General features: G+C 63.7%; 8 protein-coding genes, 1 tRNA gene and 1 pseudogene. All 10 read right to left on the reverse strand.

What is annotated here, in order from left to right:
• Positions 1–51: 51 nt before the first annotated feature.
• Entirely contained in the window at positions 52–4,275 is a 4,224-nt protein-coding gene (gene rpoC, locus O0J15_RS18430) for a DNA-directed RNA polymerase subunit beta' (protein ID WP_019662236.1), read from the reverse strand.
• 89 nt (positions 4,276–4,364) lie between these two features.
• A complete protein-coding gene (rpoB, locus tag O0J15_RS18435; RefSeq protein ID WP_019662235.1) occupies positions 4,365–8,519 on the reverse strand; it encodes a DNA-directed RNA polymerase subunit beta in 4,155 nt (1,384 codons plus the stop codon).
• Positions 8,520–8,883: 364 nt separating this feature from the next.
• A complete protein-coding gene (gene rplL, locus O0J15_RS18440; RefSeq protein WP_005408204.1) occupies positions 8,884–9,252 on the reverse strand; it encodes a 50S ribosomal protein L7/L12 in 369 nt (122 codons plus the stop codon).
• Between the two features lie 63 nt (positions 9,253–9,315).
• A complete protein-coding gene (gene rplJ / locus O0J15_RS18445) occupies positions 9,316–9,852 on the reverse strand; it encodes a 50S ribosomal protein L10 (protein ID WP_010480377.1) in 537 nt (178 codons plus the stop codon).
• A 387-nt stretch (positions 9,853–10,239) separates the two neighbouring features.
• Positions 10,240–10,938, reverse strand: coding sequence for a 50S ribosomal protein L1 (rplA, locus tag O0J15_RS18450; RefSeq protein ID WP_014646045.1), 699 nt, complete (start codon positions 10,936–10,938; stop codon positions 10,240–10,242).
• Positions 10,939–10,942: 4 nt separating this feature from the next.
• The gene (rplK, locus tag O0J15_RS18455; protein ID WP_004145248.1) at positions 10,943–11,371 is read right to left on the reverse strand and encodes a 50S ribosomal protein L11; all 429 of its coding nucleotides are present in this window, start codon (positions 11,369–11,371) and stop codon (positions 10,943–10,945) included.
• A 257-nt stretch (positions 11,372–11,628) separates the two neighbouring features.
• Positions 11,629–12,189: a transcription termination/antitermination protein NusG gene (gene nusG, locus O0J15_RS18460; protein ID WP_004154362.1), complete on the reverse strand. Its 561-nt coding sequence runs from the start codon at positions 12,187–12,189 to the stop codon at positions 11,629–11,631.
• Positions 12,190–12,199: 10 nt separating this feature from the next.
• Positions 12,200–12,613, reverse strand: coding sequence for a preprotein translocase subunit SecE (gene secE, locus O0J15_RS18465; RefSeq protein ID WP_005408202.1), 414 nt, complete (start codon positions 12,611–12,613; stop codon positions 12,200–12,202).
• A gap of 49 nt (positions 12,614–12,662) precedes the next feature.
• Positions 12,663–12,738: transfer RNA gene (locus tag O0J15_RS18470), tRNA-Trp, on the reverse strand.
• 103 nt (positions 12,739–12,841) lie between these two features.
• Positions 12,842–12,918, reverse strand: a pseudogene (locus O0J15_RS18475) (elongation factor Tu); the annotation flags it as partial.

Raw genomic sequence — 12,918 nt, forward strand, 5'->3', positions numbered from 1 at the left:
CCGTCGACTCTACCGCCCGGGTGGTCCGGCCTTGCGGCCGGACCGGATGCATCATTCTTCGCCCGAGGCCTGTTCAGCTTCGGCTTCAACCACCGCTGCCTCGACCGCAGCCGGAGTGCCGGCCAGGGTCTGCATTTCCGACTCGGTAAGGCCGGAGGCGCCGCGGCGGCGGTTGCTGTGGTACGCCAGGCCGGTACCGGCCGGAATCAGGCGACCCACGATGACGTTTTCCTTCAGGCCGCGCAGGTTGTCCGAGGTGCCGCGGACGGCCGCTTCGGTCAACACACGGGTGGTTTCCTGGAACGACGCGGCCGAGATGAACGATTCGGTCGCCAGCGAGGCCTTGGTGATACCCAGCAGCACCGGATCGAAACGAGCCGGCAGCTCGTTGCGGGCCGCGAGGCGCGCATTCTCCTCGATAACGCGCTGGCGCTCCACCTGTTCGCCGTTCAGGAACTTGCTGCTGCCCTGGTCGGTGATCTCGACCTTGCGCAGCATCTGGCGGGTGATCACCTCGATGTGCTTGTCGTTGATCTTCACGCCCTGCAGGCGATACACGTCCTGGATTTCCTTCACCAGGTAGGCAGCCAGCGGTTCGACACCCAGCAGGCGCAGGATGTCCTGCGGGCTCGGCTCGCCGTCCACGATGGTTTCACCCTTGGTGACATGCTCGCCTTCGAACACGATGACCTGGCGGTACTTCGGGATCAGCTCTTCGTGCTCCGAACCATCGGTGTCCTTGATGATCAGGCGCTGCTTGCCCTTGGTGTCCTTGCCGAAGCTGATGATGCCCGAACGCTCGGCCAGCACCGCCGGATCCTTCGGCTTGCGGGCTTCGAACAGATCGGCCACGCGCGGCAGACCACCGGTGATGTCGCGGGTCTTCGACGCTTCCTGCGGAATCTTGGCGACCACGTCACCCACGCCGACGGCAGCGCCGTCCTGCAGGTTGACGATCGAGCGCGGCGGCAGCAGGTACTGCGCCGGCAGATCGGTGCCCGGGATCGACAGGTCATTGCCCTTGGCGTCGACGATGCGCACGATCGGGCGCAGGTCCTTGGCCTGGGTACCACGACGCTTCGGATCGGTGATTTCGCGCGAGGCAAGGCCGGTCAGCTCGTCGGTCTTCTCGATGACGGTGATGCCGTCGACGAAGTCGATGAAGCGGATGAAGCCGGCCACTTCCGACACGATCGGGTGGTTATGCGGATCCCAGTTGGCCACGGTCTGGCCAGCCTTGATCGCATCACCGTCCTTGGACGTGATGGTCGCACCGTACGGCAGCTTGTAACGCTCACGCTCACGACCGTGGGCATCGAGCACCGAGATTTCGCCCGAGCGCGACACCGCCACCAGCGAGCCGTTGGCGTGCTCGACCGACTTGAGGTTGCTGAACTTGACCGAGCCGGTGGTCTTGACGGTGATGTTGTCGACCGCAGCAGCTCGCGACGCCGCACCGCCGATGTGGAACGTACGCATGGTCAGCTGGGTACCCGGCTCACCGATGGACTGGGCGGCGATGACGCCGACCGCTTCACCGATGTTGACCAGGTGGCCGCGGGCCAGATCGCGGCCGTAGCAGCGCGAGCAGACACCGAAGGCCGATTCGCAGGAGATGGTCGAGCGGACCTTGATGGTCTGCACGCCGGCATCTTCCAGCTTGGCCACCCAGGCTTCGTCCAGCAGGGTGTTGCGGGTGACGATCGGATCTTCATCGTTGCCCGGCAGGAACACGTCCTCGGCCACCACGCGACCCAGCACGCGGTCCTTCAGCGGCTCGACCACGTCGCCGCCTTCCACGATCGGGGTCATGATCAGGCCTTCGGTGGTACCGCAATCCACCTCGGTGATCACCACGTCCTGCGCGACGTCGACCAGACGACGGGTCAGGTAACCCGAGTTCGCGGTCTTCAGCGCGGTATCGGCCAGACCCTTACGGGCACCGTGGGTGGAGTTGAAGTACTCCTGCACGTTCAGGCCTTCGCGGAAGTTCGCCTTGATGGGCGTCTCGATGATCGAGCCGTCCGGGCGGGCCATCAGGCCGCGCATGCCGGCCAGCTGACGGATCTGCGCCTGCGAACCACGCGCACCGGAGTCGGCCATGATGTACAGCGAGTTCATCGACTTCTGGTCGATGGTCTCACCCTTGGCATTGACCACCTTCTCGGTACCGATGGTGTCCATCATCGCCTTGGCGATGCGCTCGTTGGTGCGCGACCAGATGTCGACCACCTTGTTGTAGCGCTCGCCGGCGGTGACCAGGCCCGACTGGTACTGCTCCTGGATTTCCAGCACTTCGGCTTCGGCCTCGGTGAGGATGCCCTTCTTCTCGTCCGGGATCAGCATGTCGTCGATGCCGATCGAGACGCCGGCACGGGTCGCGTAGGCGAAGCCGGTGTACATCAGCTTGTCAGCGAACACGACCGTGTCCTTCAGGCCCAGCTGGCGGTAGCTGGAGTTGATCAGGCGGCTGATGTTCTTCTTGGTCAGTTCGACATTGGCCAGTGCGAACGGCAGGCCTTCCGGCAGGATTTCAGCCAGCAGGGCGCGACCGATCGTGGTGTCCACGATCGAGGTCTTGTTCTGCTTGTTGCCATCTTCGTCGGTCACCACCTCGGTGATGCGGACCTTGACCTTGGCGTGCAGTTCCACCACGCGGTTGTCGTAGGCGCGCTTGACTTCGGCGATGTTGGCGAAGGCCATGCCCTCGCCCTTCTTGTTCTCCAGCGAGCGGGTCATGTAGTACAGACCCAGCACGACGTCCTGCGACGGCACGATGATCGGCTCGCCGTTGGCCGGCGACAGGATGTTGTTGGTCGACATCATCAGCGCACGCGCTTCCAGCTGGGCTTCCAGCGAGAGCGGCACGTGGACGGCCATCTGGTCACCGTCGAAGTCGGCGTTGAACGCGGTGCAGACCAGCGGGTGCAGCTGGATGGCCTTGCCTTCGATCAGCACCGGCTCGAACGCCTGGATACCCAGACGGTGCAGGGTCGGCGCACGGTTCAGCATCACCGGATGCTCGCGGATGACCTCTTCCAGGATGTCCCAGACTTCGGCTTCTTCGCGCTCGACCAGCTTCTTGGCGGCCTTGATGGTGGTGGCCAGGCCACGACGCTGCAGCTTGGCGAAGACGAACGGCTTGAACAGCTCGAGCGCCATCTTCTTCGGCAGGCCGCACTGGTGCAGGCGCAGGTACGGGCCGACCACAATGACCGAACGGCCCGAGTAGTCGACGCGCTTGCCGAGCAGGTTCTGGCGGAAGCGACCCTGCTTGCCCTTGATCATGTCGGCCAGCGACTTCAGCGGGCGCTTGTTGGTGCCGGTGATGGCACGGCCACGACGGCCGTTGTCCAGCAGCGCATCGACCGACTCCTGCAGCATGCGCTTTTCATTGCGCACGATGATGTCCGGCGCGCTCAGTTCGAGCAGGCGGCGCAGGCGGTTGTTGCGGTTGATGACGCGGCGGTACAGGTCGTTCAGGTCGGAGGTCGCGAAGCGGCCGCCATCCAGCGGGACCAGCGGACGCAGGTCCGGCGGCAGCACCGGCAGCACGGTCATGACCATCCATTCCGGACGGTTGCCCGATTCCAGGAAGGCTTCGATCAGCTTGATGCGCTTGGTGAGGCGCTTGAGCTTGGTTTCCGAACCGGTAGCGGCGATTTCCTCGCGCAGGCGGGTCATTTCCGACTGCAGGTCGATCGTGCGCAGCAGTTCGTACACGGCCTCGGCGCCCATCGCGGCGTCGAAGTCGTCACCGTGCTCCTGGCGGGCCTGCAGGTACTGTTCCTCGGTCAGCAGCTGGCGGCGTTCCAGGGCGGTCAGGCCCGGCTCGGTCACCACGTAGGCTTCGAAATACAGCACGCGCTCGATGTCGCGCAGGGTCATGTCCAGCATCAGGCCGATGCGCGACGGCAGCGACTTCAGGAACCAGATGTGCGCGACCGGCGAGGCCAGGTCGATATGGCCCATGCGCTCGCGGCGCACCTTGGCCAGGGTCACTTCGGTGCCGCACTTTTCGCAGACCACGCCGCGGTGCTTCATGCGCTTGTACTTGCCGCACAGGCACTCGTAGTCCTTCACCGGTCCGAAGATGGCGGCGCAGAACAGGCCGTCGCGTTCCGGCTTGAAGGTGCGGTAGTTGATGGTTTCCGGCTTCTTCACTTCGCCGAAGGACCACGAACGGATCAGGTCCGGCGAGGCCAGCGCGATCTTGATCGCGTCGAAGTCCAGCGTCTGGCGCTGCTGGTTGAAGAGGTTGAGCAGGTCTTTCATGGTGTTCTCCAGAAGGAGGAATGCTGTGTCGATGGGCTTTCAGTTCACTGCCAGCGGCGCGGCGGTGGAGGCCGCCGCGCCGGCATGGATCAGTTGTCTTCCAGTTCCATGTTGATGGCCAGCGAGCGGATTTCCTTCACGAGCACGTTGAAGGATTCCGGCATGCCCGCGACCATCTCGTGCTCACCGTCGACGATGTTCTTGTACATCTGGTTGCGGCCCTGCACGTCGTCGGACTTCACCGTCAGCATTTCCTGCAGGGTGTAGGCCGCGCCGTAGGCTTCCAGCGCCCAGACTTCCATTTCACCGAAGCGCTGGCCGCCGAACTGCGCCTTGCCGCCCAGCGGCTGCTGGGTGACGAGCGAGTACGGGCCGGTCGAACGGGCGTGCATCTTGTCGTCGACCAGGTGGTTCAGCTTCAGGTAGTGCATGTAACCAACCGTGGTGTGGCGATCGAATGCTTCACCGGTGCGGCCGTCGTACAGCTGGGTCTGGCCACTGCTCGGCAGGTCGGCCAGTTCCAGCATGCGCTTGATTTCCGCTTCGGTGGCGCCGTCGAACACCGGGGTGGCCATCGGCACGCCGTCGGTCAGGTTGCGGGCCAGGCGCAGCAGTTCCTCGTCGCTGAACTGCGACAGGTCGACACGGTTGGCCACGTTGGTATCGTCGTGGTTGTAGATGTCGTCCAGGAACTTGCGCAGGTCGGCCACCGCCGCCTGGGCTTCCAGCATCGCCTGGATCTTGCGACCCAGGCCCTTGGCGGCCCAACCCAGGTGCACTTCCAGGATCTGGCCGATGTTCATGCGCGACGGCACGCCCAGCGGGTTCAGCACGATATCCACGGTTTCGCCCGAGGCCATGTACGGCATGTCCTCGACCGGCACCACGTTGGAGACCACACCCTTGTTGCCGTGGCGGCCGGCCATCTTGTCGCCCGGCTGGATGCGGCGCTTCACGGCCAGGAACACCTTGACCATCTTCAGCACGCCCGGGGCGAGGTCGTCACCGGCGGTGATCTTGCCGCGCTTGTCGGCGAAGCGACGCTCGAATTCCTTCTCGTGCGCCTGGATCTGCTTCTGTGCGCGCTCGATGGCTTCCGAAGCGTCTTCGTCCTTCATGCGCAGGGCGAACCAGTCAGCCTTCTTCAGGCCGTCCAGGAAGGCGTCGGTGATCACGTCACCCTTCTTCAGGCCAGCGCCACCGTTGACCACCTTGCCCACGATCTGCGAACGCAGACGCATGTAGATGGCGGCCTCCAGGATGCGGAACTGGTCGTCGAAGTCCTTCTTGACGCGCTTGATTTCAGACTCTTCGATCTGGCGGGCGCGCTTGTCCTTCTCGATGCCGTCGCGGGTGAAGACCTGCACGTCGATGACGGTGCCGTCCATGCCCGGCGGAACGCGCAGCGAGCTGTCCTTCACGTCCGAAGCCTTCTCGCCGAAGATCGCGCGCAGCAGCTTCTCTTCCGGAGTCAGCTGGCTTTCGCCCTTCGGGGTGACCTTGCCGACCAGGATGTCGCCGGCACGGACTTCCGCACCGATGTACACCACGCCGCTCTCGTCCAGGCGGTTCAGCGCCTGCTCGGAGACGTTCGGGATGTCGGCGGAGATTTCCTCCGGCCCCAGCTTGGTGTCACGCGCGACGCAGGTCAGCTCTTCGATGTGGATCGTGGTGTAACGATCTTCTTCCACCACGCGCTCGGAGAGCAGGATGGAGTCTTCGAAGTTGTAGCCGTTCCACGGCATGAACGCGATCAGCATGTTCTGGCCCAGGGCCAGTTCGCCGATGTCGGTGGACGGACCGTCGGCCAGCACGTCACCGCGGGCGATGACGTCACCCACCTGGACCAGCGGACGCTGGTTGATGCAGGTGTTCTGGTTCGAACGGGTGTACTTGACCAGGTTGTAGATGTCCACGCCCGCGTCGGTGGCGCCAACGATCTCTTCCTCGTTGACCTTGACCACGATGCGGGCTGCGTCGATCTGCACGATCTCGCCACCACGGCGGGCGTTCACGGTCACGCCGGAGTCACGCGCCACGGCGCGCTCGATGCCGGTACCCACCAGCGGCTTCTGCGCACGCAGGGTCGGCACGGCCTGACGCTGCATGTTGGCGCCCATCAGTGCGCGGTTGGCGTCATCGTGCTCCAGGAACGGAACCAGCGCGGCCGCGATCGACACGGTCTGCATCGGCGAGACGTCCATGAAGTGCACTTCCGCCGGCGGCTTCAGCAGCGATTCGCCCTGGAAGCGGCACGGCACGAACTGCTCGGTCAGGGTGCCCTTGGCGTCGGTCAGCGCGTTGGCCTGCGCAATGACGTACTCGTTTTCTTCGATCGCCGACAGGAACTCGACTTCGTCATAGACCTTGCCGTCCACGACCTTTCGGTACGGGGTCTCGAGGAAACCGTACTGGTTGGTGCGGGCGTACACGGCCAGCGAGTTGATCAGGCCGATGTTCGGGCCTTCCGGGGTTTCGATGGTGCAGACGCGACCGTAATGGGTCGGGTGCACGTCGCGCACTTCGAAGCCGGCGCGCTCGCGGGTCAGGCCGCCCGGGCCCAGGGCCGAGACGCGACGCTTGTGCGTCACTTCCGACAGCGGGTTGTTCTGATCCATGAACTGCGACAGCTGCGAGGAGCCGAAGAACTCCTTGATGGCAGCGGCGACCGGCTTGGCGTTGATCAGCTCCTGAGGGGTCAGGCCTTCCGACTCGGCCATCGACAGGCGCTCCTTGACCGCGCGCTCGACGCGGACCAGGCCCACGCGGAACACGTTCTCGGCCATTTCACCGACCGAGCGCACGCGACGGTTGCCCAGGTGATCGATGTCGTCGACCACGCCGCGACCGTTGCGGATCTCGGTCAGGACCTTGATCACGTCGAGGATGTCGGAGCTGTCGCCGTGGGCGGCGACCAGGCGCTTGGACTCTTCGTCGTTGCGCTCACCGAAGTACTTGCTGTCGTACAGCACGGCTTCGCCGGTGGTTTCCTTGCGGCCCACGCGACGGTTGAACTTCATGCGGCCGACCGCGGACAGGTCGTAGCGCTCGAAGGTGAAGAACAGGTTGTGGAACAGGTTCTGCGCGGCATCCTTGGTCGGCGGCTCGCCCGGACGCATCATGCGGTAGATCTCGACCAGCGCTTCCAGCTGGGTCTTGGTCGGGTCGATGCGCAGGGTGTTGGACAGGTACGGACCACGGTCCAGGTCGTTCACCCACAGGGTGCCGACCGCGTCCACGCCGGCCTTGCGGAAGGCCTGCAGCTGTTCGTCGGTGATCTCGTCGTTTGCCTGGGCCAGCAGTTCGCCGGTCGAGGCATCGACCACGTCGTGCGACAGGATGCGGCCGACGATGTAGTCGTCCGGCACGGCCAGGGCGGCGATGCCCGAGGCTTCCAGCTGCTTGATGTGGCGCGCGGTGATGCGCTTGCCGGCTTCCACGATGACCTTGTCGCCGTCGGCGAGGTCGAAGCCCAGGGTTTCGCCACGCAGGCGCTCGGGCACCAGCTCCAGCTGGACGCCTTCATCCGGGTTGATGTGGAAGGTGTTGATCTCGAAGAACTCGGCCAGCATCTCTTCGTTGCTGTAACCAAGCGCGCGCAGCAGGATCGACACCGGCAGCTTGCGGCGGCGGTCGATACGGGTGAACAGCGCATCCTTCGGGTCGAACTCGAAGTCCAGCCAGGAACCGCGGTAAGGAATGATGCGGGCGCTGTACAGCAGCTTGCCCGAGCTGTGGGTCTTGCCGCGGTCGTGGTCGAAGAACACGCCCGGCGAGCGGTGCAGCTGCGAGACGATGACGCGCTCGGTACCGTTGACGATGAAGGTGCCGTTCTCGGTCATCAGCGGGATTTCGCCCAGATAGACCTCCTGCTCCTTCACGTACTTGATGGCCTTGGTCGACGACTCACGGTCGTAGATCACCAGGCGCACGGTCACGCGCAGCGGGGCGCCGTAGCTCATGCCACGCTGGCGGCACTCACGCTCGTCAAAGACCGGTTCGCCAAGCTTGTAGCCGACGTATTCCAGGGCAGCGTTGCCGCTGTAGCTGGCGATCGGGAAGACCGACTTCAGCGCAGCGTGCAGGCCGTGGTCCGTGCGCTTGGCCGGATCGACGTTCTCCTGCAGGAATTCACGATAGGAATCCACCTGGATGGCGAGCAGGAACGGCACTTCGAGAATCGAGCGCTGCTTGCCGAAATCCTTGCGGATACGCTTTTTTTCGGTGAACGAATAGGACGTCATGAGGTCTTCCACCTTGTTGTGCGGATCGTGCGCCCACGATCCGAAGGGAACTTGAAATTGTCAGTTGGAAGTCGCTGGTATTGCCGGCACCAGCACGCCTTCTCCCGCTACTTCCAACTGCCAACTCGTCTGCTTCCACTCCCCCGCTGCCGCGCCATGCGCTGGCCTGCCGGGGTTTGACTGCAGCCCGTGTTGGGCTTTTTTCCTGCATTTGAAAAGGTAGAGTCGACTGTTAGTCGACTTCCTTCACAGCAGTCGACTAACAGTCGACTCTACACCACCGCAACAACGACCAAAGGCCGGGGGCTTACGCCCCCAGCCTTGGCTGCATCGCCGCGAATCGATGACGATGCAAGGTAACTGCTTACTTGACTTCGACAGTCGCGCCAGCAGCTTCCAGGTCCTTCTTCATCTTCTCGGCGTCTTCCTTCGAAGCGCCTTCCTTCAGGACGCCACCGGCTTCGGCCAGGTCCTTCGCTTCCTTCAGGCCCAGGCCGGTGATGGCGCGGACGGCCTTGATGACTTCGACCTTCTTGTCGCCGGCCGACTTCAGGGTGACGGTGAACTCGGTCTGCTCTTCAACAGCAGCGGCCGGGCCAGCGGCGGCAGCCACGGCAACCGGAGCAGCGGCGGAGACGCCGAACTTCTCTTCGATGGCCTTGACCAGCTCCATCACTTCCATCAGGGACTTCTCGGCGATGGCGTCGACGATCTGTTCGTTGGTAAGGGACATGATTAATACCTTTGGATGATTTTCTGGGTTGAGGTTCCGTCAGGAACCACGATAAGTCGAAACTCAGGCGGTCTCGGCGGCCGGCTCGGCAGCGTCGGCAGCGACGTCGCCACCACCCTGCTTCTCGCCAACGGCCTTGATGGCGCGGGCAAACATCGTGACCGGCTCGGTCAGGACGCGGGCCAGCATGGCCAGGGCCTGGTCGCGGGTCGGCAGCGAGGCCAGCACTTCGACGTGGCTTGCCGGGAACACTTCGCCACCGATGGCGACGACCTTAGCCTTCAGCTTGTCGTTGCCCTTGGCGGCTTCCTTGATCAGGCGACCGGCAGCGCCGGGCTCCTCGAGCGAGAACGCGTACAGCAGCGGACCAACCATCTGGTCCTGGGCGACTGCGAACTCGGTGCCTTCAACGGCGCGCGAAGCCAGGGTGTTCTTGACAACCTTCAAGAAAACACCGGTTTCACGAGCCTGCTTGCGCATCGCGGTCATCTGGGCGACCGTGGTGCCAGCGTATTCGGCTGCGATCAAGGAGTGGGCCTTGGCGGCGACGTCTGCCAGCTCGGCGACTACTTCTTGCTTCTGGGACAGATTGAGAGCCATTGCACTCCTCCTATTGAACTCCGCTTACGGCTCCTGCCGTGTGCGGTCCTGTGCGGCATCCGTCCTGGACGCCGGGAACATCGGGATGATGTTCCGGGGGTGGGCCGTTCTAGACCTGGAGTGGGCCAACCTGGGGAAACCCAGACGTGCGTGAACCAGAAAAACTCCAGAAGGGCACCATCTACGCAGGGTGATTCCGGGGAATCGATTAAGCGTTCATGACTGCTCCGGCGGCGACTCCTTGCCAGGTCGAGCTTCCCTGCCCGTCGCCGGTATTGCCACGACCGCGCCTGCGGTCTTTGACGGCTACCGCGGGCGATGCACTGCCAGCGATGCCTTCAAATGTCACGGTCACGGCACCGAAGGTACCGTGACCGCTTGAAACACTTACTTCAGGGTCAGCGACGACTGGTCGACGGTGACGCCCGGGCCCATCGTCGAGCTGACCGAAACCTTCTGCAGGTAGGTGCCCTTGGAGGTGGCCGGCTTGGCCTTGATCAGGTCCAGCAGCAGCGCGGTCAGGTTCGACTTCAGCGCGTCTTCGGCGAAGTCGGCCTTGCCGATGGTGCAGTGGATGATGCCGGCCTTGTCGGTACGGTAACGGACCTGGCCCGACTTGGCGTTCTTCACGGCTTCACCCGGGTTCGGGGAAACGGTGCCGACCTTCGGGTTCGGCATCAGGCCACGCGGGCCCAGCACGGTGCCCAGCTTGCCGACGACGCGCATGGCGTCCGGGGTCGCGATGACGACGTCGTAGTTCAGATCGCCGGCCTGCATCTTCTCGGCCAGATCATCCATGCCGACGGCTTCGGCGCCAGCGGCCAGGGCTTCGTCAGCCTTGGCACCGGCCGGAGCGAACACGGCGACGCGGACCGACTTGCCGGTACCGGCCGGCAGCACGGTGGAGCCACGGACCTGCTGGTCGGACTTCTTCGCATCGACGCCCAGGCGCACAGCGACGTCGATCGACTCGACGAACTTGGCCTTGGTGGCGGTCTTCAGGATGTTGATCGCGTCCTCGAAGGCGTATGCCTTGCCCGGAACGACGGCGGCCTTGATGGCCTTCTCACGCTTGGTCTGTGCCATCTTATTAACCCTCCACCACGAGGCCCATGGAACGGGCAGAGCCAGCGATGGTACGCACGGCGGCGTCCAGATCGGCGGCAGTCAGATCCGGTTCCTTCGCCTTGGCGATCTCTTCCAGCTGCTTACGGGTGACCTTGCCGACCTTCTCGGTGTTCGGGCGCTTGGAGCCCGACGAGATGCCAGCAGCCTTCTTCAGCAGGGTGGTGGCCGGGGTGCTCTTGGTGATGAAGGTGAACGTACGGTCCGAGTAGGCCGTGATGATCACCGGAACCGGCAGGCCCGGCTCGAGCTTCTGCGTGGCAGCGTTGAACGCCTTGCAGAATTCCATGATGTTCAGACCGCGCTGACCCAGCGCAGGGCCGACCGGCGGCGAGGGGTTGGCCTGACCGGCCTTCACCTGCAGCTTGATGTAACCGACAACTTTCTTTGCCATGTGAGTACTCTCCGGGTGCTAGCGCCTTTCGACAACAGGCTCCCCATCGGACCGGGAATCACGCGTCCCGGCATCGCGTTTTGAAATCATGCTGAAGGCCGCCTTGCGGCGGCCTCATCCTGCTGGCTTCCCAGCGGGGAGCCGCGCACTATATCAGGTTTTTTCTTCACATGCCTGAAGTGGCACATAAACGAGAGAAACCGGGCCAAGCCCGGTTTCTGTTCAGGAGCCGAGCATGGCTCGACTCTGCAGCTGTATCAGACGGCTTTTTCGACCTGGCCGAACTCGAGTTCGACCGGAGTAGCGCGACCGAAGATCAGCACGGAAACGCGCAGACGGCTCTTCTCGTAGTTGACTTCTTCGACGACGCCATTGAAATCGTTGAACGGGCCATCGGTGACGCGGACCATCTGGCCCGGCTCGAACAGCACCTTCGGACGCGGCTTCTCGACACCTTCCTGAACGCGGTTCAGGATGGCCTCGGCCTCGGAATCGGCGATCGGCAGCGGACGGTCGGCGGTGCCGCCGATGAAGCCCATGACGCGCGGGGTTTCCTTGACCAGATGCCAGCTTTCGTTGTCGATGCGCGGAATGCCGGCTTCTTCGTGGGTCTCGATCTGGACCAGCACATAACCCGGGAAGAACTTGCGCTCGGAGCGGCGCTTCTGGCCAGCGCGCATCTCGACCACTTCTTCGGTCGGGACCAGGACATCGCCGAAGCGCTCTTCCATGCCGTCACGGACGATGCGATCGCGCAGGGCCTGCGCCACCGACTTCTCGAAGCCCGAATAGGCGTGAACGACGTACCAACGCTTCATGCAATTCTCCTTAGCGGCTCAGGAACAACTGAACCAGCCACTGAATGACGTAATCGAACCCACCCAGCAACAGACTGAGAATGGTCACCACCACCATCACGACCCAGGTCATGCGGATGGCTTCCTGGCGCGTCGGCCAGACCACCTTGCGCAGTTCGAAGCGCGACTCGGAGAGGAATTCGCGGGTGTCGCGCCCCTTGCCGGTCAGCATGAACACGCCGATACCGCCAACCAGACCGACCACAACCGCCAACGCACGCAGCTGACCCGCCCACGCACCCAGCTGGGTGGCGCGACCGGAATCGGCGGAGAACCAGAACCAGACGAACAGACCGGCCAGCACCAGCAGCGATGCGGCGACGTACTTGACGATATCCCCGCCATTGGCGGAGTTGTCCTTGGAGTGTTCGATCTTGCTATTCATCCGGCTGTGTCTGCTTTAGCGGCCCAGGCCGCTGGATAAGGTGGGCAGATGGCACGCCAGGAGGGACTCGAACCCCCAACCTGCGGTTTTGGAGACCGCTGCTCTGCCAATTGAGCTACTGGCGTACGTGTTGAAACTTGCCTTCCCTTAGACGGCGAAGGCGGACCGAGGTTCCCGGCCCGCCATTCGCGTAACCGGCGGCGCTATGCAACCACCGGTACTGCAGGCTTACTCGATGATCTTCGAGACCACGCCGGCGCCGACGGTGCGGCCGCCTTCGCGGATGGCGAAGCGCAGGCCTTCGT

It is taken from the genome of Stenotrophomonas sp. Sm10, from assembly GCF_030985515.1.
Lineage (GTDB): Bacteria > Pseudomonadota > Gammaproteobacteria > Xanthomonadales > Xanthomonadaceae > Stenotrophomonas > Stenotrophomonas hibiscicola.